This window comes from Algibacter sp. Ld11, from assembly GCF_045066735.1.
GTDB lineage: Bacteria > Bacteroidota > Bacteroidia > Flavobacteriales > Flavobacteriaceae > Algibacter.
Window position 1 is genome coordinate 156702 of the sequence record NZ_JBISHH010000024.1, and the last position, 24320, is coordinate 181021.

25 protein-coding genes are annotated in these 24320 nt (G+C 30.8%); 5 read left to right on the forward strand and 20 right to left on the reverse strand.

Annotation, left to right across the window (positions count from 1 at the left end):
• Positions 1-37: 37 nt before the first annotated feature.
• Together ACJJV4_RS11080 and ACJJV4_RS11085 are read right to left on the reverse strand one after the other, a co-directional pair.
• The gene (locus ACJJV4_RS11080) at positions 38-736 is read right to left on the reverse strand and encodes a hypothetical protein (protein ID WP_405294385.1); all 699 of its coding nucleotides are present in this window, start codon (positions 734-736) and stop codon (positions 38-40) included.
• Positions 737-755: 19 nt separating this feature from the next.
• Positions 756-1094 (reverse strand): PadR family transcriptional regulator, encoded by a 339-nt coding sequence (locus ACJJV4_RS11085; protein WP_405294387.1) that lies wholly within the window; start codon positions 1092-1094, stop codon positions 756-758.
• Positions 1095-1205: 111 nt separating this feature from the next.
• Between ACJJV4_RS11085 and ACJJV4_RS11090 the strand changes: the two genes are divergently transcribed.
• The gene (locus tag ACJJV4_RS11090; protein ID WP_405294389.1) at positions 1206-2264 is read left to right on the forward strand and encodes a 2Fe-2S iron-sulfur cluster-binding protein; all 1059 of its coding nucleotides are present in this window, start codon (positions 1206-1208) and stop codon (positions 2262-2264) included.
• A gap of 15 nt (positions 2265-2279) precedes the next feature.
• Positions 2280-2768: an AAA family ATPase gene (locus ACJJV4_RS11095; protein WP_405294391.1), complete on the forward strand. Its 489-nt coding sequence runs from the start codon at positions 2280-2282 to the stop codon at positions 2766-2768.
• Between the two features lie 12 nt (positions 2769-2780).
• Here ACJJV4_RS11095 and ACJJV4_RS11100 read toward each other — a convergent pair whose 3' ends face one another.
• Both ACJJV4_RS11100 and ACJJV4_RS11105 read right to left on the reverse strand, forming a co-directional pair.
• Positions 2781-3800 carry a glycosyltransferase family 9 protein gene (locus ACJJV4_RS11100; protein WP_405294393.1) on the reverse strand — a complete coding sequence of 340 codons (1020 nt, stop codon included), beginning with the start codon at positions 3798-3800 and terminating at the stop codon, positions 2781-2783.
• Positions 3801-3870: 70 nt separating this feature from the next.
• On the reverse strand, positions 3871-4476 hold the full coding sequence (locus tag ACJJV4_RS11105) for a DUF4254 domain-containing protein (protein ID WP_405294395.1): 606 nt from the start codon (positions 4474-4476) through the stop codon (positions 3871-3873).
• A gap of 72 nt (positions 4477-4548) precedes the next feature.
• Here ACJJV4_RS11105 and upp point away from each other — a divergent pair, with 72 nt between their 5' ends.
• Positions 4549-5208 carry a uracil phosphoribosyltransferase gene (upp, locus tag ACJJV4_RS11110; protein ID WP_405294397.1) on the forward strand — a complete coding sequence of 220 codons (660 nt, stop codon included), beginning with the start codon at positions 4549-4551 and terminating at the stop codon, positions 5206-5208.
• On the opposite strand, the gene ACJJV4_RS11115 is transcribed toward upp, so the two are convergent.
• Positions 5197-6120 (reverse strand): DUF6427 family protein, encoded by a 924-nt coding sequence (locus tag ACJJV4_RS11115; RefSeq protein WP_405294399.1) that lies wholly within the window; start codon positions 6118-6120, stop codon positions 5197-5199. The two genes, upp and ACJJV4_RS11115, sit on opposite strands and share 12 nt — an antisense overlap.
• 71 nt (positions 6121-6191) lie before the next feature.
• Between ACJJV4_RS11115 and ACJJV4_RS11120 the strand changes: the two genes are divergently transcribed.
• On the forward strand, positions 6192-6419 hold the full coding sequence (locus ACJJV4_RS11120) for a DUF6341 family protein (RefSeq protein ID WP_405294401.1): 228 nt from the start codon (positions 6192-6194) through the stop codon (positions 6417-6419).
• Here ACJJV4_RS11120 and purD read toward each other — a convergent pair.
• Positions 6414-7685 carry a phosphoribosylamine--glycine ligase gene (purD, locus tag ACJJV4_RS11125; protein WP_405294403.1) on the reverse strand — a complete coding sequence of 424 codons (1272 nt, stop codon included), beginning with the start codon at positions 7683-7685 and terminating at the stop codon, positions 6414-6416. The two genes, ACJJV4_RS11120 and purD, sit on opposite strands and share 6 nt — an antisense overlap.
• A gap of 154 nt (positions 7686-7839) precedes the next feature.
• On the opposite strand from purD, the gene ACJJV4_RS11130 reads away from it, so the two are divergent.
• Positions 7840-9150: a phenylacetate--CoA ligase family protein gene (locus ACJJV4_RS11130; protein ID WP_405294405.1), complete on the forward strand. Its 1311-nt coding sequence runs from the start codon at positions 7840-7842 to the stop codon at positions 9148-9150.
• Here ACJJV4_RS11130 and ACJJV4_RS11135 read toward each other — a convergent pair.
• The 14 genes from ACJJV4_RS11135 to ACJJV4_RS11200 all read right to left on the reverse strand — a co-directional run bounded on the left by ACJJV4_RS11135 (position 9131) and on the right by ACJJV4_RS11200 (position 24314).
• Positions 9131-9910, reverse strand: a complete 780-nt coding sequence (locus ACJJV4_RS11135; protein ID WP_405294407.1) for a glycosyltransferase family 2 protein — start codon at positions 9908-9910, stop codon at positions 9131-9133. The two genes, ACJJV4_RS11130 and ACJJV4_RS11135, sit on opposite strands and share 20 nt — an antisense overlap.
• A gap of 10 nt (positions 9911-9920) precedes the next feature.
• Positions 9921-11270 carry an exopolysaccharide biosynthesis polyprenyl glycosylphosphotransferase gene (locus ACJJV4_RS11140; RefSeq protein WP_405294409.1) on the reverse strand — a complete coding sequence of 450 codons (1350 nt, stop codon included), beginning with the start codon at positions 11268-11270 and terminating at the stop codon, positions 9921-9923.
• Between the two features lie 11 nt (positions 11271-11281).
• Positions 11282-12268 (reverse strand): UDP-glucuronic acid decarboxylase family protein, encoded by a 987-nt coding sequence (locus tag ACJJV4_RS11145; RefSeq protein ID WP_405294411.1) that lies wholly within the window; start codon positions 12266-12268, stop codon positions 11282-11284.
• A 3-nt stretch (positions 12269-12271) separates the two neighbouring features.
• Positions 12272-13672 carry a nucleotide sugar dehydrogenase gene (locus tag ACJJV4_RS11150; RefSeq protein ID WP_405294413.1) on the reverse strand — a complete coding sequence of 467 codons (1401 nt, stop codon included), beginning with the start codon at positions 13670-13672 and terminating at the stop codon, positions 12272-12274.
• Between the two features lie 2 nt (positions 13673-13674).
• Entirely contained in the window at positions 13675-14787 is a 1113-nt protein-coding gene (locus ACJJV4_RS11155) for a DUF1972 domain-containing protein (protein WP_405294415.1), read from the reverse strand.
• Complete coding sequence (locus tag ACJJV4_RS11160; RefSeq protein ID WP_405294417.1) at positions 14750-16054, reverse strand: O-antigen ligase family protein; 1305 nt, start codon at positions 16052-16054, stop codon at positions 14750-14752. The genes ACJJV4_RS11155 and ACJJV4_RS11160 overlap by 38 nt, the downstream gene beginning before the upstream one ends.
• A complete protein-coding gene (locus ACJJV4_RS11165) occupies positions 16038-17222 on the reverse strand; it encodes a hypothetical protein (RefSeq protein ID WP_405294419.1) in 1185 nt (394 codons plus the stop codon). The genes ACJJV4_RS11160 and ACJJV4_RS11165 overlap by 17 nt, the downstream gene beginning before the upstream one ends.
• A gap of 139 nt (positions 17223-17361) precedes the next feature.
• Positions 17362-18555 (reverse strand): hypothetical protein, encoded by a 1194-nt coding sequence (locus ACJJV4_RS11170; protein WP_405294421.1) that lies wholly within the window; start codon positions 18553-18555, stop codon positions 17362-17364.
• Entirely contained in the window at positions 18542-19660 is a 1119-nt protein-coding gene (locus ACJJV4_RS11175) for a hypothetical protein (protein ID WP_405294423.1), read from the reverse strand. Before ACJJV4_RS11175 ends, ACJJV4_RS11170 begins: the two co-directional genes overlap by 14 nt.
• A complete protein-coding gene (locus tag ACJJV4_RS11180) occupies positions 19657-20277 on the reverse strand; it encodes an acyltransferase (RefSeq protein ID WP_405294425.1) in 621 nt (206 codons plus the stop codon). The genes ACJJV4_RS11175 and ACJJV4_RS11180 overlap by 4 nt, the downstream gene beginning before the upstream one ends.
• A 6-nt stretch (positions 20278-20283) precedes the next feature.
• Positions 20284-20895: a CatB-related O-acetyltransferase gene (locus ACJJV4_RS11185; RefSeq protein WP_405294427.1), complete on the reverse strand. Its 612-nt coding sequence runs from the start codon at positions 20893-20895 to the stop codon at positions 20284-20286.
• Positions 20896-20957: 62 nt separating this feature from the next.
• Positions 20958-22112: a hypothetical protein gene (locus tag ACJJV4_RS11190; protein WP_405294429.1), complete on the reverse strand. Its 1155-nt coding sequence runs from the start codon at positions 22110-22112 to the stop codon at positions 20958-20960.
• A gap of 22 nt (positions 22113-22134) precedes the next feature.
• Positions 22135-23274, reverse strand: a complete 1140-nt coding sequence (locus ACJJV4_RS11195) for a polysaccharide pyruvyl transferase family protein (RefSeq protein WP_405294431.1) — start codon at positions 23272-23274, stop codon at positions 22135-22137.
• 8 nt (positions 23275-23282) lie between these two features.
• The gene (locus tag ACJJV4_RS11200; RefSeq protein ID WP_405294433.1) at positions 23283-24314 is read right to left on the reverse strand and encodes a nitroreductase family protein; all 1032 of its coding nucleotides are present in this window, start codon (positions 24312-24314) and stop codon (positions 23283-23285) included.
• Positions 24315-24320 lie beyond the last annotated feature (6 nt).

Here is a 24320-nt window from a genome sequence, read left to right on the forward strand (position 1 = left end):
GGTGATTTGTTACAAGAAACTGCATAAAAATAATCTTCTAAGTTATTTTTAAGTGATATTCCGGATAAGTTTCTTCTAGTAATCCCTCAGATTTTTCAGGAATTAATTCTAGACTAATGTAGGCCAATAAGCAGGTAACACTCAATAATACAGACACCACAATAACCAAATATTCTGTTTGATGTAATGATTTTGAATGGCTTAATAAATTAATAGTGTAATAAATGAAAACCATTCCAAATCCTCCAGCCTGTTTAAAAATCAAAGCTTCTAGCAACCATTTTTGTTTAGAGGCTTTACTTTTCTTTTTAAAATCTCTATTCAATATAAAACTTTTATATGTGCACCAAACTGCAAGAATACCATAAAAAATATAGATGAAGTATTCAGAAAATTTAGAAGAAAGTAGCGTATAAAAACAAATGCTTAAAGCCAATGTTATAATTATCTTAGGAAAAGAAAACCATTGTTTTAACTCACGCCATAAATATTTAAAATAACGTTTTGTCATAGCTCGTTCTCGATGGATAACCACATCATTAAATCCATAAATACCAAACTCCTTAAAAGCTTTTTCACGAGCCTCTATAAAAGACAGATTCGGTTCCTCTTCCCAAACAGCCTCAATTGAGTTTGCTAAATGATCTACAAGTTCCGTTTGTAAATCGTAATATTCTACAAAATGGTCTCTTGTAAACTGATACAAACTTTCTATATGGCTTTCATTAAGTTGCATGGAATCCAAGTTTATGTTATTAATCAAATCTAAATTCTGGATTTACCAATGCTCGCATGGTTTTAATATAGCGTTCAAGTTCTTCCAATTTATTCACTGTTTCGTGAGTGCCTTGTTCGGTTAATTTGTAATATTTTCGGAGTCGGTTATCTACTTTTAGAACCTCGACCTCTAGTAAACCTTCAGCCTCAAGCTTATGCAAAGATGGGTATAAGGCACCTTCGGTTATTTTAAGTTCACCTTTAGTTATTTCTTTTACTTTTTGGGTAATTTCATATCCATACATTTTATCATGCTCATTTAAGAGCTTTAAAATGATAGTTGAAAGGCTTCCTTTATATAATTTTCCATTTCCCATACGTGTCAAATATACATAAGTTATTTATGTATATAAAATTTGATGTTAATTTGTGACATATTTTTCGGCAAAAACTCAAAGCTTCACTATTTTTGTTAAAAATTAATATCCATGTCATCATTTCATAAACTTTCAGTTAAAAACATAAATAGAGAAACCGATAAATCTATTAGCATTGCATTTAACTTACCAGAAAATTTAAAAGAAACCTTTTCTTTTTCTGCAGGACAGTACATTACTTTAAAAACCGAAATTAACGGTAGTGAAGTTCGTCGCGATTATTCGCTGTGCGTTTCCCCTAAAAGCGGAGAACTTAAAGTTGCTGTAAAAGAAGTGAAAGATGGTACGTTTTCGGCGTATGCAAATACTACCTTAAAAGTTGGTGATACACTAGACGTTGCTCCTCCAAAAGGTCGTTTTACTTTTACACCTAATGATAGCAAAACCAAAAATATTGCTGCATTTGCCGCTGGTAGTGGTATCACTCCTATTTTAAGTATTATAAAATGTGCTTTAGAAGAAGAAACTTTAAGTAAAGTGATTTTAGTTTACGGTAATAAAACTACCGGCGACACCATGTTTTTTAATGAAATATTAGAACTTCAACATGCTTACAAAGATCGTTTTTCTGTACAATTTGTATTCAGTCAACAAGATGAAGACGATGCTATTTTTGGTAGAATAGAAAAAAGCACCGTAAACTACGTTATAAAGAACAAGCACAAACACATTGAAGTAGATGCTTTTTACCTTTGTGGACCAGAAGCTATGATCCATATGGTGAAAGATGTTTTAACTGAACACGATATTGATGAAAACCGAATTCATTTCGAGCTTTTTAAAGCCTCTAAACCAGCTGAAATTAATACAGATAATGCAGTTGCTAGTGGGAAAACAAAAATTACAGTTACTGTTGACGATGAAAGCACCACTTTTGAAATGTCGCAAAAACAAACTATTCTTGAAGCTGCTTTAGATGAGGATCTAGATGCGCCTTACTCTTGCCAAGGCGGGATTTGTAGTAGCTGTTTAGCACGTATTACAGAAGGTGAAGCCACTATGCGCCAAAACAATATTTTAACTGAAAGTGAAGTTGCCGAAGGTTTAATTTTAACTTGCCAAGCACACCCTACAACAGACTCTATTGCGGTAGATTTTGATGACGTTTAAAAACAGAACACATTAATGGTTCACCTTATTGTTGGAAATACCGGATCAGGCAAAACAACCTATGCACAAGATTTAAAAGCAAAAACAAACGCTATTGTTTTTTCTATTGATAAATGGAACAATATCTTATTTATTCCTGATAAAAAAGCAACCGATGGATTAGAATGGTTTTTAGAACGTATTGAGCGTACTGAAGCTATGATTATAGACTTAATGCATCAATTAGAAAGAACAGGAACCGACTCTATCCTAGATTTAGGACTTTCGAAATTTGAACACCGCGAAAAATTTAGAAGGTTTTCAATTGAAAACGGATATGAATTCATGACACATTTTTTAGATATCTCTAAAGAAATACGATATCAAAGAGTTCTAAAAAGAAATAGTGAAAAAGGAGACACTTTTCAGTTTAAAGTAAGTCAGGCAGATTTTGACTTCATGGAAACTTGGTTTGAAAAACCATCAGAAACTGAAATGAAAAACGGCATTATAATAAATAGTTAATTTAAAAACGGGTTAAATCACGCTCTTCACTTTTGCAATTATCGCTTCGGGACTAATACTGCCAGCAGCCTCTTTGTAATTTTCTGGATATTTATTTCCAAAAATAGAAGTTGGTATTTCGGGAAATTTATCTCTATCTGCAACCAAAACATAATCATCTGGTTGATTAAATGGTGCAAAACCAGCAAACGGATGTGTTACTCCCCAAATCGTTATAGTTTTTACACCCATCATAGCAGCCATATGCGCGTTGCCAGAATCCATGGCCAACATACCATCTAAATTAGAAATAAGGTCTAATTCTTCGTTTAAATCAAGTTTTCCTGCAGCGTTTACAACATTATCAAAGCTACTCTCAATAGCAGTAAGCGCTTCAACTTCTTGTTTTCCTCCACCAAATAAAACAATTTGATAATCTTTAGAAAGAGCCTCTATAACTTGTTTCATTAAGTTTAGCGGATACATTTTACTTGCATGAGCAGCAAATGGCGCTATACCAATTATTTTTTTAAAATTATGCCCCAAAAACGCTTGCATTTTTGTGCTTAAAATAGCGCGTACAGGAAAAACCGGGTTAGATAAATCTAAATTATAACCTAATTTATTAAAAACATCAGCGTAACGTTGATGCGTGGTTTTTAGTTGATGAAAATTTACACCAGAAACCAAAGCCTTCTTCTCTGCTCTGCCTTTGTCAATTTGTATAGTCTGCTTTCCGAAGAAAAATAATTTTAGAATTTGACTTCGTAAAACATTGTGCAAATCGGCAATAACATCAATTTTAAAAACCTTTAATTCATTTGAAAGTTTCCAAAGTCCTAAAATACCTTTATGTCTCTTTTTTACCTCAGCCGGAAAAACGGTAACATTAGGTAAATCTCTAAAAAATGGCATAAAAAATTGACGTGTTAAAACAGTGATTTTTACGTCTGGATATTTCTTTATTAAAGCTCTTAAAACAGGTACAGACATAGCGACGTCTCCCATTGCAGACAAACGGATAACCAATATGTTTTGTTTTGGTTTAATCATTACATTTTAGCGATAAAAAAAACAGACTGTGCCAAAATTAGATACAGTCTGTTTTTTATAATTTTACCAATTATTTTTGACCTCTTAAAACTGGGTTTAATTCGTCGTCATTGTACATTTTCATTTGTTTGTACACCTTCATATATTTATCGCCTTTTTCAATATCAGTTAAAAGCGTATCAATTGCAGTAGATAAATCTACACGCTGCTCTAACAAAACATCTAGTTTCGTTTGGCAAGCTGCTCTGTGACTATCGGTAGCATCTGTACGTGTTGCCTCCTCATTCATATGGTATACTTTTAATGCCAAAATCGATAAACGATCTACACCCCAAGCTGGACTTTCTGTATTGATAGTTGCACCTTCTTTAACCACAACATCCTTGTATTTCTCAAGAAAATAACTATCGATATATTCTACCATATCGGTTCTATCTTGATTAGATGCGTCGATTTTACGTTTTAAGGTTAACGCAGCAACAGGGTCTATTTGTGGGTCACGAATAATATCTTCATAATGCCATTGCACCGTATCAATCCAACATTTTCTGTATAATAAATGTTCTAGTAAATCACTTTCCGCGTAAGCATTTGCAAATGGCTGATCTACGGTATTAATGATGTGGTATTTAGCAATAACCTCTTGAAAAATTTTATTAGCTTTAGTTGTAAACATATTGTATAAATTTTAAAGTGCAAATATACTTGATATTTACTTAACTTTACTGTTAGAAACTCGAACAACATTATGCATATCCATCATTTATCTGAACAAAACTCCGTACTAAACACGTTTCTTTCTGAAATGAGAAACATTGACATTCAAAAAGACAGTATGCGCTTCCGTAGGAATATTGAGCGTATAGGTGAAATTTTAGGTTATGAAATGAGCAAATCTTTCAATTTTAAAGCCTCTACAATACAGACGCCTTTGGGAGATTGTGTTATAAATGAAATTGATAATAATATTGTTTTATGTTCTATTTTAAGGGCTGGTGTGCCTTTGCATAATGGCTTATTAAATTATTTTGACACGGCTGAAAATGCTTTTATTTCTGCATATCGCCATCATAAACACGATCCTGAAAGTTTTGAAATTATAGTAGAATATTTAGCTTGCCCAGATTTAGAAAATAAAACCTTAATCCTGGCAGACCCTATGTTGGCTACAGGACAATCGATGCTTGCTACTTTTGAGGCTTTACAACCATTTGGAACACCTAAAGATTTACATTTAGCTTGCGTAATTGGCGCACAAGAAGGTGTGGATTTTATTGAAAATCATTTTGATAAAAACACCCATTTGTGGATTGCTGCTATAGATGAAAAATTAAATAATAAAGGTTATATCATTCCCGGGCTTGGCGATGCTGGCGATTTGGCTTTTGGACAAAAACTACAACAATAAAAGCATAAAAGGCAAAACACACAAAACGGCTAGAAATATTTCTTTAAACCATTTTTCTTCTATAATCTCGATATAATTGGTAATTATAATAGCCAGTGGTGCAAAAACAAATAGAAATTCGCTACCATCTTTTATTGGTGCTAATATTACTATGGCACCAGCTATAATCGCTGAAACTAAAATAGATTTAAAAGAAACTCTAAAGGCTTTTTTCTTGTCCTTAATACTGTTGATATAATAAAAAGAGGACCAAATACCAAAAGACAGCAAGATGGTTATTGCAATGATATATGACGCTGAATTGTAACTATTAAAGTCCAAACTTATTTCAGGTAAACTGCTAAACGTATCAAAAAAACTATCGAAAAATACAATAGAAATTGCCGAAGTAATAGTAAAAACTGCTGCAACACCTGTAAAAGGAATTAACCAATGGTTTATTTTTATATCATTATAAAAAGCTAAAGAAACCAATATTAGAAGAAAAAATAAGATTGCCCAGAAGTAAAATAGAGCGGCTATAGCAAACCAAAACGCCGCATCGAATAATTTTTTATTCACCTGAATTTGAGACCGTAAACTTATAACACGTCGTAAACCTAACAACACAAAAAAGTTAGAAAACAAAATATTTATATTACTTGTAGTTTGAGTTAAGATGAATAAAAACAAACTAAACAACAAAATTTCATAGTTACTTTTTCGACTTAAACTGTTTTTGCTAACAATAAAATTAAGGAGCAAAATAGAAGCGTAACAAACAAAAAACAAGCCTAATTCTTCTAAGATAATAAGCGCAGTAAAATGCTCGGCAGGTAAACCTAATCGCGCCACCACAAACGCCAGTAACGCAATGAAAAACACGATAATGAAATTTATTGGTTGAGATTTACTAAAAATACTTGTAATCATTAACTCTTTTTGTATTTTTGCTACGTAAATATACTAACAATCTAACCAAGTTAGAAAATAATATACCACACATGAAAGATTTCTTTTACGCAATACAGGATTTATTTGTTAATGTTCTTTTAACTCCTATGGATGCTTTAAAAGCTTTAGAACTTGAAAACTGGTTTGCAGCAAGTGCTATTTCTTGGATTTTTGTAATCATTGGCTTTGCAGCAATGGTTTACTGGATGCTACAATTAAAAAGCTTTAGCGACAATAACGAAGAAGATAAAAGTATTTCTGCTCATTCTTACTTATAAATCGAATCCGATATCTTTACGATAATTCATCTTATCAAAATGTAGTTTTCCTATATTTTGATAAGATTTTTTTATGGCCTCTTGGTACGTATCTCCATACGATGTAATCGCCATTACACGTCCTCCGGAAGTTACAATTTTACCATCTTTCAATTGCGCTCCTGCATGAAATGCAATAGAATCTTCAATAGAACCAACACCTGTTATTCCTTTACCTTTCTCATAAGCTTCTGGATAACCACCAGAAACTAACATGATAGTCGTTGCAGCACGCTCGTCTATTTCAATATTTATTTTATCTAAAGTCCCGTTTGCCATAGCTTGTAGAATTTCCACAAAATCATTCTTTAATCTTGGTAAAACGACTTCCGTTTCCGGATCACCCATACGTACGTTATATTCAATAACTTTTGGATCGTCTCCAACTTTAATAAGGCCAATAAACACAAAGCCTACGTAAGGCAAATTGTCTTTCTTGAAACCATTAATTGTTGGTTTTACAATACGTTCTTCAATTTTACTTAAAAACTCATCTGTAGCAAAAGGTACAGGAGACACTGCTCCCATGCCACCAGTATTTAAACCTGTATCACCTTCACCAATACGTTTGTAATCTTTTGCTGTTGGTAAAATTTTGTAGTTTTCACCATCGGTTAACACAAAACAGCTTAATTCTATTCCGTCTAAAAACTCTTCTATAACCACTTTATTACTAGCTTCTCCAAATTTAGCATCAACCAACATGCTTTTTAACTCTGCTTTAGCTTCATCTAAATCATTAAGAATAACAACACCTTTTCCTGCCGCTAAACCATCGGCTTTTAACACGTACGGAGCGTTTAAGGTTTCTAAAAAATTATAACCATCTTCAACGGTTTCTTTTGTAAAACTCTCGTAAGCTGCAGTTGGAATGTTGTGGCGGTATAAAAATTCTTTTGCAAATTCTTTACTACCTTCTAATTCAGCCGCTACTTTTTGCGGTCCAATTACAGACACGTGTTTTATAGCATCATCATTCAAGAAAAAATCATGAACACCTTGTACTAAAGGATCTTCAGGACCAACAACAACCATATCGATTTGCTTGTCTAAAACTAATTCTTTAATTGCGTCAAAATCGGTAACACCAATATTTACATTAGTCGCTACACTTGCAGTTCCTGAATTTCCAGGAGCTACGAAAAGCTTATTACATAAAGGACTTTGAGCTATTTTCCAAGCAAATGTATGTTCTCTTCCGCCTGAACCAAGAATTAATATGTTCATTATTTTCGTTGTTTTTCTACTTCCGTCTGCGCGGAAATAATAAATTGGTGATTATTGTTTTTCGAAATTTTCGAAAGACAAAAATAAAACTAATGCCACGAAAACACGAATAATTTTTATTTACTTTACAAAAACTATTTTACCTGCTTTTATTTTGAAATTATTCAACTTGTCTTTAAAACTAAAAGGCTTCCCGATAAAGGAAGCTCAGACCTTTTTGAGAACAATTAAAGGAAAGCAAAAATCAGATTTTGATGCATATCTCAAAACATCAAAACAAGCCATTGTTAACCATCATTTAAAACATAATCCATTTTATAGAGACTTAGCAAAACATGCAGATGTGAATGATTGGGACACATTACCAATTATGACTAAACATGACTTACAAAAACCTTTAGAACAAAGGCTTTCTAATGGTTTTTCAACTAAAAACGTTTTTATAAATAAAACTTCAGGCTCATCGGGTACACCGTTTATTTTTGCTAAAGACAAATTTTGCCACGCCTTAATTTGGTCTAATTTTATAGATAGATACGCTTGGTTTAATTTAGATTTAAACCATTCCAAACAAGCACGATTCTATGGCATTCCTTTGGATAAAAAAGGATATTATAAAGAGCGCTTTAAAGATAAATTAAGCAATCGATTTCGGTTTTCAGTTTTCGATTTAAGTGACACTCAGTTAGCTAAAAACATAGAAAAATTTAAAAATACATCGTTCGATTATATCAATGGATACACAAGTTCCATTGTTCAGTTTGCAAAATATTTAGAACAACAACAAATTGTTTTAAAAAATATTTGTCCATCTCTTAAAGCTTGCATTGTTACTTCTGAAATGCTTTTCGCTACAGACAAAACCCTTTTAGAAACACAACTAGGTATTCCTATTATTAACGAGTATGGAGCTGCAGAATTAGGTTTAATTGCTTTCCAAAACCAAAATGATGACTGGATTGTGAATACCGAAGATTTATTTATTGAAATTATAGACGAAAACAACAACGTTTTGCCTTACGGTGAAGAAGGACGCATAATTATTACGTCGCTTTACAATAAAGCACACCCGTTTATTAGATACGATTTGGGTGACATAGGGCAACTATCTAAAACAAGTACACAAAAAAAGCCCATACTCGAAAAACTTATAGGACGAACTAGTGATTTAGTAACGCTACCTAGCGAAAAAAAAGCTGCCGGACTCACTTTTTACTACGTAACAAAAACTATTATAGAAAATGATGGCAATGTTAAAGAGTTTGTTATCGTACAGTTAAAGTTAAATGCATTTAAAATTAGTTATGTAAGCGATGAAATTTTAACAGAAATGCAAGAAACCGAGATTAAAGAAGCAATTTCAAAATATTTAGAGCCAAATCTTATTGTTAAATTTGAAAGAAAAGAAAAGCTATCACGATCCAAAAGTGGTAAACTCAAGCAGTTTAAATCTTATTTAGCTTAATAATTTGCTTGGATTTTACAAAAAAATGTTCCTTCAAAAACACAAGCATCCACCAAATTGATTTTAAACTAGAAAATCCCAAACCTTTTTTATAAACCCAATAATTATGTTTTAATAAGTTTAGCTTATTAGCCGACATAGAATTACCATGAACACGGTAATAGGCTAAAGACTCTTGAATCCCTCTGGCGGGTTTTCCTGACTTTTTAATGGCCGCCAACCAAAGTAACCAATCTTGACGTTTTCTTAGATTAGGAGCCTTTATTTCGCCTAAATTTTTAGCATTGTAAACCCCAGTTAAATTACCAACATAATTACTTTTTAAAAGTTTGGAATAACTAAGTACAGGTAAAGCTTGGACTTCTTTATTTGATAATTTTCCGTTTTGGTCGATTAATTGGTAACTCGTGAAAGAAACGAGACATTTTTCTTTTTGCATGAAACCGATTTGCGCTTCGAGCTTCTTGGGGTGCCATAAATCATCGGCATCCAAAAAAGCTATATAATCCCCTTTAGCCTCATGAATCCCTTTATTTCTCGACATTGCCGCACCCGAATTCACTTCATTTTTAAGAAGTTTTATATTGGAATATTTATCTAAGAAAGGTTTAACGATTTTTAGAGTGCCATCACTAGAACAATCATCTATTAAAAGAAGTTCCCAGTTTTGGTAAGTTTGACTTACAACACTGTTTATAGCTTCTGAAATAAAAGATTCAGAATTAAACATAGGCGTTATAATGGTAACTGAAGCTATCAATCTAAAAGTATTAATAAGCCTTCTCCTCGCCTTTTATTGCGTTTGCAAAGGTTTGTATTACAATTTTAATATCGAGTAATATAGACCAGTTTTCAATGTAAAAAATATCATATTTTACACGGTTTATAATATCTTTATCTTCTTCTATTTCTCCTCGCATACCACTTACTTGTGCTAACCCGGTAATTCCCGGTTTAACAAAATGGCGCACCATAAATTTATCAACTTTACGGGCATACATATTTGTGTGACTCACCATATGAGGCCTTGGCCCAACAACGGACATGTCTCCAAAGAGCACGTTAAAAAACTGTGGTAACTCGTCTATACTCGTCTTACGAATAAAAGCACCAACTTTCGTTATGCGCATATCGCCTTTTGTGGCTTGGTTTAAATGTGCATTTGCGTTAGGTGTCATGGACCTAAATTTATAACAATCGAATTCATTATAATTAAACCCGTTTCTTGATTGTTTAAAAAACACAGGACCCTTGGATTCTAATTTTATTAAAACAGCTAATATTGGAGTCAACCAAGATAGGACAAATACAATTATAGAAGACGCTAATAAAATATCAAAAACACGCTTAACTACCTTACTTATGGGTTCTTGTATCGGAATACTTCGAAATGATAAAATTGGAATATAATCGTAATATTCATATTTTAATTTTCTAGAATAGATATCTTTATTATCTGGTATAAACTTAAGCTCGCGCAAGTTATTATCTGCAAAATCAGCAAGCCTATTGATTTGCTTGTTCGATAATTCGGCTACCGAAGAATATATTTCATTGGTTCCATTCTCAATAACGTAGTTAAAACATTTCTGAAGCGAAAAATCATCATCCTTGACCGTAAATTGTTTTTGGAATTTATAACCAAAATCTTGCCTCTTGTTAAAAATATTTATTAATTGCCTTGTTTTCTCGTTATCCCCAATTACTATAACATTTCTAATATTCCCTCCTAATGTTGACCTATATTTATTTAATAAAAAGAAAATGAGAAACTTAAAAAAAGCAATTAGTAAAAACACACATATTAAGTAATTACCTAACTCTAGTCTACTAATATTTGGTTGTTTAAAAACTCCAATAAATGCATAAAGTATTATTGCAAAGAACAACATCTGCCTGAATAACAAAGTAACGATTTGAACTATTCTAGTATGTCTATGCACTTCATAAAAATGACTAGAAAATGCTATAATAATCCAGAAAACACCGACATAACTTAAAAAGCCATATGTATGCGTAATATTAATAGGGAATAAAAACACACAACCAATAATGATACTTAAATCTAATAAGTAGGAAATAGGCGTTATAAAACCTGAATATCTGCTTTGTTTAAACATGCTTAATTAGACTAATTCCTTATATGGTTCTCAAAATTTTTATGTTCGCTTTTTAGCAGCTCTTCGGCCGATAAAGTTTTAAAATAATTAAAAGTAAGTTTCATCCCTTCTTCTCTATCAATTTTTGGAGACCAATGTAGTAATTTTTTCGCTAATGAAATATCGGGCTGTCTTTGTAATGGATCGTCAACAGGTAATTCCTTATAAATAACCTTCTGTTCAGTCCCAGTTAATTTAATAATTTCTTCTGCAAAATCCTTGATAGAGATTTCGTGAGGATTCCCAATATTAACAGGCTCCGTATAATCACTAAGTAGTAATCTGTAAATTCCCTCTACTTGATCATCTACATAGCAAAAAGATCGAGTTTGAGAACCATCACCAAAAATGGTAAGATCTTCTCCTCTTAGTGCTTGCCCCATAAAAGCAGGAATTACTCGACCGTCGTTTAATCGCATTCGCGGTCCGTAAGTATTAAATATACGTACAATTCTAGTTTCTAGTCCATGAAACCTATGGTAAGCCATAGTTATAGACTCCTGAAAACGCTTAGCCTCATCATACACGCCTCTTGGACCAATAGTGTTTACATTACCGTAGTAATTTTCTGTTTGTGGATGTACCAAAGGATCTCCATAAACTTCAGAGGTAGACGCAATTAATATGCGTGCTTCTTTAGCCTTTGCTAATCCTAATAAATTATGAGTTCCTAAAGACCCTACTTTCAATGTCTGAATTGGGATTTTTAAATAATCTATTGGGCTTGCTGGAGATGCGAAATGCAATATATAATCTAATTCACCTTGAATTTTGATAAACTCGGTAACATCATGCTCTATAAACTCAAAGTTTGAATTTTCCTTTAAATGAATAAGGTTTTTGCGATCTCCTGTAATATAATTATCCATTCCAATAACATGGAACCCTTCTTTAATAAATCGATCGCAGAGGTGAGATCCTAAAAACCCTGCTGCTCCTGTTATTAAAACGTTTTTCATTATTTAATTTCCGCTACCTATTTTATAGTATGTAAAACCAATAGTTTCCATAACCGTTTTATCTAAAACACCTCTACCATCGAATATAAAAGCTGGTTTTTGCATGCTATTATATATTTTTTTCCAATCATAATTTTTAAAAGCGTCCCATTCTGTTAGAATTGCAATAGCATGTGAATTGTTACAAGCTTCGTACGGGTCCTCTTTTACGCTTAGCAAGCTTCTGTTCTCCTCTGAAGAACGACTGTTTAAGTACTCCAAATCAGCATAAATTCTTTCTTCTACTACTTTAGGATCGAACACAGAAATTAAAGCTTCTTCGTATAAAAGATTATCAGCAACCTTAATAGCTGGCGATTCTCGAGTGTCGTTTGTATCTTTTTTAAAAGCCCATCCCAGAAATGCAATATTTTTTCCAGAAACGGTATTGTAAAGTGTTTTTACAATATTATCGGAGAAACGATTTTTTTGATGTTCGTTCATTATTATAACTTGCTCCCAATAATCTGCCGCTTCGTTTAAACCATAGCTTTTAGCTATATAAACCAAATTTAAAATATCTTTTTGAAAACATGAGCCACCGAAACCAACGGAAGCATTTAAAAACTTAGAACCAATACGACTATCCATACCAATGGCTTTTGAAACCTCCCTAACATCAGCTCCTGTTTTTTCACAAATTTCAGACATCGCATTTATAGATGATACACGTTGTGCTAAAAACGCGTTCGCTGTAAGCTTAGATAACTCCGATGACCACAAATTAGTAGTTAACACTTGTGCTTTTGGAATCCAATTTGTGTATATTTCAACCAAAGAATCCACGGCTTCTTGACCTTCATTGGTAGATGTATCCCCACCAATTAATACTCTATCGGGAAATAATAAATCTTGAACTGCTGTACCTTCAGCTAAAAACTCTGGGTTTGATAATATTTGAAATTGTACACCATTACCTGTATTATCTAAAATGCTTTTAATTGCAGATGCTGTTCTCACTGGTAATGTTGATTTCTCAACAACAATTTTATCTTCCTTAGCCACTTGTGCAATTTGCCTAGCACATAACTCAATATATTTTAAATCAGCAGCCATACCTTTCCCTTTCCCATATGTTTTAGTAGGGGTGTTTACTGAAATAAATATCATTTCAGCCTCATCAATGGCTTTATTTACATCTGTTGAAAAAAATAAATTTCTACCTCTAGTTTCTTTTACAATTTCTGCCAAACCTGGTTCAAAAACAGGTAAAGCATTAAAATCACTAGAGTTCCATGCTGCTATTCTCGCTTCATTTATATCTACAATGGTTACTTTAATGTTTGGGCACTGTTTGGCTATTACTGCCATAGTTGGACCTCCAACGTAACCAGCTCCAATACAACATATATTTTTTATTTTCATTACTAATTTGTTTTACAATTTTTAGAGTTGCTAACCTCACAAATCAACTTTAAATATTCATTATTTATTAAATTCCAACTAAATTTATTTTGTATTTTTTTTGTGTTTTGTTCTAATAAATTAATATTATCTTGTTTTTTAAGTTTTTCAATAAACCCACTAACATCTTTTGGGGTATTAAAATAATATGCATCTTCATTTAGAATAGATTTATTAAAAATATTATCATTTGCTATTATCAGTGAATTTGATGCCATTGCTTCTAAAAGAGAAGGGTTTGTTCCTCCAACAGAATGACCATGAAAATAAAGATTTGAGAAGTACCTCAAATTGTTTAATTCTTCTAGATTGTATATCCCTCCAATAAACCGAATATTAGTATTATGTTCATATTTTTCCTTTAGATATGTTCCAAACTTGTTTACATCATGTTTTCCTATAACAAGAAAAGGAGTTTGTTCGGATGATTCATTTACACCATCGAGTATAATTTCAATATTGTTTTCTGGCTCTAACCTAGCTATAAGCATATTGTACTCATGATTTTTCACATCATATTTGTTTAAAACATCTTTATTAGGTGTTAAAAAAACATCTGCTCCGTAGGCAATATATTTAGATTTCTTTTCATATTTAGATTTAATATATTCTTGAATTCCTATAGAATCTGAGACTAAATAATCACTACTTTTAATTGCTAATTTTTCAGCATATAATAAAAATCTTTGTACCTTTTTAGAATATTTAGAACGTTTCCATTCTAATCCATCCATATTAGTTACAATTATAGAGTTTTTAGGGAGAAGCCAATGCCAAATAGAACTACTAGTATATCCTAATTGTAGAATAACATCAAAACCTTGCTTTCTAGAATCTAATATACAATTTAAATCATATATAAATTGCCCTGCTGCACCCATTTTATTTTCTGGATCGTAGCAATGCACAATATTAACCCCTTTGTAAAGGTTTTCCCTATAAGGATGTGTATTGGAGTTATACACAAATACATCATGACCTTGTTCGGCTAGAAAAACCGAAAAAAACTCTGCAAACTGCTCAAACCCTCCATGATAATTAGGTATTCCTCTTGTTCCTATTATTGCTATCTTCAAAATTTGTGTTTTTAAGTAAAAAAAGTGTGTTAAAGAAAAACAAGAGTACAATCCCTTTATTTCTCGCTAGATATACTTCAAAGATAAAAACAAATATTATCATTAGCGTAAAAAAGAGGTGCACATTATTTTTCAACTTGATTGCTATAATTAAACTATATACTAAATATAGTATAAAAAATAAAAAACCAAATAATCCATAAGTAACTAGGTATTGTATATATTGATTGTGTAAATTAAATCCTTCATACCAGTTTGGTGCGAGATTGTATGTCATATAATAATAATCCAAATAATTTTGAACATCACCTAAACCATAGCCCGTTAATACTTTTTCATCATCTATTAAATGAAATAAACCAATTTTAAACAGTATTTGCCTTAATTCTAAATCACTAATATTTGTTTTTTCCTCATAGGAAAATTTTTTTGTATTCAACAAATCTGCCGTAGGCGTGAAGTTTTTAGATTTATATACTAACCCCATAGAGAAACGTTCGTTTAATTTGGGGATTAGCAAAACACTTAATGCACTAAAAACGGTAATTATTAAAGTAATTACAACTACTCTTTTAGGTGTGTTTTTATTTATAATTAAATAAAAAGGAAGCAGCACTAAAAAGCAAAAAATAACAACCTTAGATGCGCAAAAAATAAGGCCCAAAAAATGTATTAATAAAATAAAATACAACCATTTTTTAGAGATCATGCTTTGTTTTTTAACAACAAAAAAATGTATTATAAATAAAGTAGATATAAAAATATTTGTAGCAAAGTAAACGGGATGCTGATCATAAAGTTTTGTGAATTCAAAAAAAAACAAACTATCTGAAGTATCTCCAATAAAAACTTTAAAAACATTAATAAACAAAAGAATTACCGTTGCAACTGTAACTCCAACAGAAAAAGAAGAGACAACCATTATAAAATCCAATTTTCTAGTTATAAAAATGGTTAATATAAAAGGAATTAAAACCATCAATAATAACTTTTCTAGCTGAAAAACACCTTCGGAGACATCTTTACTAGTTAAAGCACTTACAACTGAAATAAGAAATAGCACAACAGGAGCTATAAAATAAAACGTTTTAAAAGCATGAATCGAAACTTTTTTCCTTACAACCAATAATACAGCATAACACAGACTAATAATAATAGCCAAATTTCCGAAATTTAATTTAAAGGGAATAGTAAATGCCATTAAGCAAACCAAGAAAGTTTCTATGTTTCCAAAAACTCGAAACCCTTTTTCAACTATTCCTTTCATCTTCTATTAATTCAATCAAACAGTCTACTTTATGCTTCCAAGAATGATGATTTAAGTCTATTCTTGGCTTTTCATTTTTAGTCTGCTCTAATTCTGTTTTAAATTCAGTTACATTATTTATTAGATAAAGATACTCTCCAAGTTCTTCTAAACCATTACCAAGTGTACCTATAACCTTTTTTCCTGTAGCAAGGTACTCATAAACTTTAATTGAATTTGCTCCAGACTTCTGCTCTTCTTTAGTTACATAAGGAACAATACAAATATCAAAGTTTTTTACATAATTTGGATAAGCATCATAATGCTTATCTCCTAGGTAATGAAAGTTAGGTGCTTTTTTAAGTCTGCTAAAAACGTCTTTATCTAAGATTTGTCCAACAAACACAAAAGATATTTTGGGTGTATCTTTTACAATATTATTTATAAGATCAACGTCTAATAATTGCGTTATTTTTCCTCCAAAACCAATTATTGGTCGTTTTACTTTAGCTAGGTCTACAGGTACATTATTATTGTCTTGATTATTTACAAACCTTCTTAGATCGACACCATTTTGAATTAAATATATGTTTTTGGGGTGATACCCATTAGAAAAAAAGCTTAAATTTTCTCTTGCATTTGTAATCCAAAAATCAGAATTATTACCATAGCTAGTATACCCTTCCTCTATATAATCTAGTATTGGTTTATAAACTTTAAATTTTGTAAAGTTATCCCATGCATCAAAAACACTAATAGTTGGCTCAAGTTTTTCAGCCAATTTATAGGCAAATACATTTTGACTTAATAAATTATAGTCCTTAATTTTTAAAAGAGTTAAACTTTCTTGAATAAATTCAACATATTCCTTTGTTGAGTAAGCATCAATATACCACCTGTATTTTTCAATAATTTGTTTAAATATACTTTTAGAAATATAATCTATTACAAAAGTATTGTATTGAATTTCATATAAGGTAAATCCATTTTTTTGTAGCACCACCTTTCCATCGATTAATTTTTGCTTTTTCTTGACAAAAATCTCTGCAAAGGTTATAGGTCTATTTATTATTACTTTCGTTAGTTCTTTTCTTTGCGATAAAACTTCAATAAAATGGGCGTCTCTAGTACGAAAGCCTTCTTTTAGAATTTTACGCCAATCATGAAAAGGAATAATTAATATGTTCATTTTAAAATTTTTTTTGAATTTTTAGCTGATTCTATAGAAGCTAAATCTTGTTTTTTAACCCCAACGCTTGTTCACACTATTATTGCAGGACAAAAGTCTAACTATTCTTGGAGAGAATAGAAACAATATTTTCTCTTAATTAACCTTCTTTATTACTTAGCAACATCAACGAAAGCATCATTGATATATCTCCAAATAAATTACTCATAAATAAATAGAGTAACATTATCATTAACAAAACCATCATCGACTCTCTTCTCAAATTTAAGCTTTTTACAATTAGTAAAGCGGCCATAAGCGCTACTAACAGTCCAATGATACCAATATCATTGTAGAACCAGATTATTTGCGAAAAATGAATTGTTTTTTTAAACTCCCCTTTAATAATATCATAATAATCATAAGGTCCATTACCGATCCATTTAAAAGGCTCATAATTTAATTGATAAACAACAACCTGTGGTCTTTTTTCGTACCCTCTTGTAACGGCTTTATAGGAGTCTTCTGGTGAAAACCGATTTAATATTTGATAAATTTCATTTCCTATAAAACTAGATTTTATCATTAAATTAAATCCTAAAACCGCCATTAAAAACAAAACTACGATACCTAAAACACCTATTTTTTTATATGACCATAAATAAAAATAAAAAGAAATAACCCCAAAAAGCACCAACTTAGTCAGGTTAGATTCCATTATCAATATTGTTATAGATATATATGCTATTAAAAAATAAAACCATTTTGGATTTTCTCCAGATCGTTTTTTAAAAATTAAGCTCAACATATACATTATTAAAAAAAAGCCTAATGCATGATCAGCCTTAACGGCAAACGAACCAAACATAAAATCTACACTGGCAATTTTCTGATTAGCCCTGCTTAGCCCAATTAAAAAATTATAACCATATTTCTGTATAAGAATAATTGGTAATTGTATTAAAGCTGTAGTTAAAAACACATTTGAAAGTGTTTTTTTTAAATCGACCTTTAAAACATTATTTAGTTTCATAAGATATGAAGTAAATAATGGTATTAAAGCAAAATTTAGATAAAGTAATAATTTTAATAAACCAGACTTATTTATGACAGCACTAACAGTGATAATAATAATTAAAAATAAATAAACAAAAATAAAGCGGTTAACAATAACCTTTCTTCTTAATAAAATATCAAACACAATCAACAAACCTGCATAAGCAGTAAGGCCTAAAGTATATAAAGTACTAGAAACACCTATAAAATACTGAATGAAACCAGAAAAAAGAAAGGTCAATGCTATAATACCTAAAAGCAGGTATTTATATATTGTAATTAGTTTAATTTTTAACACTTAAAAAGGCCGTTTTTATATTATTAATCTCCGCATTTACATAAGTATTATGTTTTATATTATTGATTTTAGACAATTCTCGCGGCGATTTTATTAGTTTTACCATGCAATTATACAGATCTTCTTCCTTGTTAGCGTAAGGAATTATATGATTTTCGTATAATTCACTGTAGTTATATTCTTTAGGAAATAACGTTGGCTTATTGTATTTTAACATTAAAAACAAGACCCCCGTTTCTTTAGATTTCCCGTAAACTTCTTTAACATTATTTTCAGTATAATTGATATTAATATTTCCAATTAAAAAACTAGTCTTAACTACTTCTTTATGAAATATTTCGTTCTCAATAAACTCGTTCCAAAAACTTATAGATTCAAAATCTAATTTTTGAATCTCAGAAATAAGGTCTCGCTCTTCTTTATCTATTTTAATTATTTTACCTAGTAAACATAGATTAAGCTCAAAAGAAGGGTACTCCTTGATAATTTTTAAAAAAACTTTTAAAAACATCTTATAATCTCGGCGTTCTGAATTCACTGTTCCTGGAATAGTAAATTTTATCCTACCTTGACTATTATCTTTAGCTATATAACCTAAATCTGTATCATTAAAAGGGATGTAATATACTTGATTATCAAATAATTTATTTTTCAGGATATATTCTTTTACTGTTTGACTAATTACAAGAATGCCTTTCACCCTAATTTTTATAATTTTAAAAAAAACAAAAGCGATAAAACTTCTTGAATTGACCTCTAATTTTCTATTTAAGAATTTATTAGCATTATGAACAACTTGAATTGACTTAAAACCATAGCGTACAACTAATAATAACACTGAAAAATGAAAACTATAAAGCTCCTCTGATATTATTAAGTCTGATTTTGCAAAGAGGTTTTTTTTCAATTTCATAAAAGAAAACAAACTTTCTTTTTCTGTTTTAACGTGTAAAGTGGCATTATATCTTAATTTTTCATCAAAATCAAGCCCATTACAAATTATCAAGTCTACAGTATTCTCACCTGAAAACTTATTAATCAAATTTTCATAAAAAAACTGATGATTTTTTTTATAATCTACAATTAGTACTACTATTTTTTTCATGAAATATATTCTAAATTTTTTCTAATAAACTTAACAGGGTTACCTGCCCATATTTCATTTTCAGGAATAGACTTAGATACAACACTACCAGCTCCTATAATACTGTTTGATCCAATAGTTACACCTTTTAATATTATTGAATGGCCTCCAATCCAAGCCCCATTTTTTACTAAAATCGCCGAAGATCTCACTTCTCTATCGGGCATATTTCGCTTATATGGGTTCATTCTTTCTTTATAATTTAATGCATGAAAGTCTGTGTCATAAAATTTACAGCCTCCCCCCACTAAAACATCATCTTCTATTTGTATTTTTTTTGAACAAAAGAAAGTTGAATTTGATATTCCTACATTATTTCCAATTGAGAAAACGCTATTTTTTGCTACAATAATATTAGTTCTAACATCTCCGCCAATTGTATTGTAGTTCTTACCGCTGTTAATTCGAATATTCTCTCCTAAAAAAATGCTCCCTTTATTTAATACTTTGACTCTTCCGTTTATACTTAATCGCTTAGGTGTCTTTATTTTAAATCTTTTAAACAGCAAGAAATTATATATAGAATCTATAAATTTGAAAAACACAATATATTTAATTATTCGCTTTATGTTATTCATTCTTATTTAGGTATTATATTTTTTTTCCAATTTCTGCATATCATTCATCAATTCTATATTCTCTTTTAACCAAGCTTCTTTTTTATTCCACCATTTAAAATCCAATAGAAACTTAATCATATCTTCTTTATACCTATACTTTAATGTTTTAGATGGAACACCTCCAACAATAGCATACGGTGGCACATCTTTAGTAACCACAGCTCCAGCTAAAACTACAGCTCCATCTCCTATTGTAACGCCTCCAACGATTAATACGCGCTCCCCTATCCAGCAGTCATTTCCAATTATTGCCGAATATTTCTCACTTTTATCCATAAATCGTAATTCCTCAAACCTTTGCTTACTAGTAAATGTACCTCCATTCTGTTTTCTCAGTGAAAAGAATACAGGACTAGTAGAAACAAAAGGATTAGTAAATGGATGAATACCATTTAAAACTTTAACATCTGGGGCGATAGATGTGTACCGCCCTATTTTGCCTAAAATATTAGAATTTGGCCCTATGTATGATCCAAAACCTAGTTCTCCTCCAAAAAAAGAATTAGGGTGTAGCTTATTCATGCCTTCAAAAACCGAATTTTTAGCAATATCTACAGAAAAATCAAACTTGACCAACTGCCTATATTTAATTTTATAATACACAAATTTTAAAACTCTTTTAATCAGGCTTGACATTTTTATTTTTTTATCTTATTTCTTACCCGATTCGCTAATAGTAATGTCAACTTTTTAATTGATATGCTGGAAAACAAATAATTAAAGACTTCCTCATTACTAACATCAAAAAGAGTAAGCTCATTAAAATTGTATTTAGAATCAAGAGAAAAAACTTCGCCTTCTATCTTATAAACCAAATTTAAAACCATTGGTTTTACTTCTAATCCAAAATATTTTGCAGATTGATTTCTGTTTTTTTTAGACGATATTAAATACTCTGTTTTTATATTTTCAATTACTTTTTCTCCGTACAAATCTACAGAAAATTCGATATCTTCTAAAGCTGGAGATAACCTCTTTAATCGTGAAGGCAAAATCTCAAAAAAAGCATCGTAAACATTAATAGATTTTTCTATTTCAATAAAACGTATTTCTTTTCCTAAAAAAAAAGGCACTTGATACACAACATTACTTTTTCTATTATGAGTTCCGCTATCACCAAAGTTTGTAGAGAATGAAGCTGTTGGATACACAAAATACTTATCGGTAAACACCAAATACTTTATAAAAAACTTTAACCAAGATGTCTCTGGCCAGTTTTTAACCTGTATTGGAATTGGGTCGGACTCTATTATCCTTTGTCCTTCTAACCACTCCCTAAAACCATTCCATTGCTTTTTTGTCCATGCTTGCCCCCATGACGATGCTATTTGCAAAAAAAACACATCATTAGAATCTGAAATTGTTTCGAAAGGATACTTATTTAAAAAGTTTTTCTTGTGAGTATAAAGCGATATACCTCCTATTTTATCCTCGTTTTTATAAAAAGTTAAGGCTTTCGTTGTGTAATTATAAAATTCTGGGCTCACAAATAAGTCATCTTCTAACATTATTATAGACTCATAGTCATTAACTAAATCTCCACAAGTTAAAACATGTTTTCTTAGTCCTAAATTTTCAGAATGTTTTATAATACGCTTTTCTCCATACTTCCAAACAAAGTTTTCAGCAAAATCAACAACATCTGTATGTTTCGTTGTATTTTGGTAATCTATACTGATTACTAAAGGAACTCCGGCCTCTTCATAATAAGCCTCTTCCAAAGACTTTAGCAATCTTTTTAATGATTTAGGCCTATTAAAGGTAATTACAACTATCGCAGGTTTTACATCCATAATACATCTTTAAAAATCACAATTAGTTGTTCTCGACCTTTTTCCATACACTATCCCACATTTCTGTTGTAGAATTATACAAATGTTCTTTTTTAACTATTAATTGATTCCTTATTTCTTGCTCTCTATTAAAAAAAGTATCTATTTTTTCTGAAATATCTTTTTTAGATATCTCTACATCTAGTACCATATCTTTTAACTCATAATCTTCAAAAAGCTTGTTATACTTATGGCTCCAACTAGTTGCAAGACAAGGAACACCTTGACTTAACGCACTTGCAACGCCGTGATAACGAGAAGACAGTACCATATGTGATGCACCTATAATTCCTTTAACTTCTTTTGCATTTAACCCTGTAGCTATTGAGTATTTATTTCCTAAAGAAGCATTTATTTTTTTGCACAATTCTAAATCGCGTTTACCTTCATGATTTAAAATAAAAACATCTTTTCCCTTTTTTTCGATTTCTACACAAAACATCTTTATAAACTCGATATATTGGTTAGCTCCACTTTTAGTATGGGTTAACATTTTCCTATTTGGAATGATACAAACTTTTCCTTTTAATTCATTATATCTTTCAGGGAAAACACCATTAACCCGAACCGTAAAATCAGGGTAACACCAGAGTTTATCTTTATTAGCACCACCAGACAAAAGATGCTTGTAAGAAATATCTTCTCTAGCGATTATAATATCTACATGCTCGTTAATAATTTTTACTACATTTTTACCTGAAGTAGTTTCAAAAGGTCCAAAAGCTTGTGGTAGTAGAACAATTTTAGCTCCTTGAGCTTTGTGTTTTTTATAATACTTATCTAATGTGTTTAAATATTCTTCTGAATGATTCCATTGGTCTGAAAATTGAAAGCCTCCGGCATCTAACAACACATTAGTAGGCTTATCCATAAACCAAGGTTTAAAGTATGTTAAAGGTAATTTCAGCCTACTAAAAACAGCTACAATATAGCGTGAGTATTTTAAGAAAAAACGCTCTGTAAACTTTAAAGAGGTTTCTATTGGAATTCTGTTATTTAGGCTATTTGGATTGTATGTAACTACTGCATTTGGAAATTTTGTTTTTATTTCCTCTAATATGCCATAAAGCATCAATTCTGCTCCCTTGTTTTGAGTATTTGTACCGTCTATCTGAATTTTCATTATCTCCTTTAATTGTATTTTCTAATATAATCTAAACTTTTTTTCTCTGAATAAGCAACCTTACCTTCTGGGTCTGGATAACCTACGGCCAAACACATAATTGCCCTCTGATGTTTTTTTAAATTCAGAAATTTTGCCATTTTTTGCTCTAAATGCTCAACATCAGGCCAATTTATAGCACAACTACCTAACCCTAATGTTTCTAAAGCGAAAATTAAAGTCATATTAGCTAAAGACGCGTCTATGTAAATAACGTGCCTATCTCCTTCATAAAAATAAGCATCTAAATTACCAACAGCAACAATTAACATTGGAATACCGTCTGAATAACCTTTTACCCCCATAGGTAATCCAACTATTGTTTTAAGTAATTCTGGATCGTCAATAATACGATATTCAAAAGGTTGTCTATTACAAGCACTAGGTGATTGGTTTGCTGCTAATATTGCTTTATCAACCAACTCATGAGGTACTTTTTTATTTAAAAACCATCTTACTGAACGTCGGTATTTTGTTAATTTATAAAAATCTTCATAAGAAATATTTGGCTTCTTTGAGTCTTCTCTAAAATAAGGGATTGATTCCTTTCCTGAATTATTTTTTATTGACTCCTGGTGTATAACTTTATAAAACTTCTTAGCTTGCTCGTCTATAATAGGGTGCTTTCCGGCCAATTCAAAATAACTTTGTAATACATCATGAAACCACTTAAACTGATTATTTGTCTGCATTTTATCCTTTTCCCAAACCTTCTCAAACACATCAATAGTTTCAGAAATAAAATTTAAAGCAAAAATCTCTCTACGTGGTCGCATCAGAAGGCCTTTTTCTATCCTATGGGTATTCCGTATCAATGTAAATATACTAGCCTTATTTTTATTTAGCTCTTTTAAATGATTTACTTTACCTACTAAAACAGCTTGATGCTCTCTTCTAAAAGTAGAAGAAAACAACAAATAATATAAACTACTTAAAAAACCCGTCGAGGTAAAAAGGCTAGGAAAAACAACATTCTTTATAAATTTTAATTTATTCTTCATTCTTAA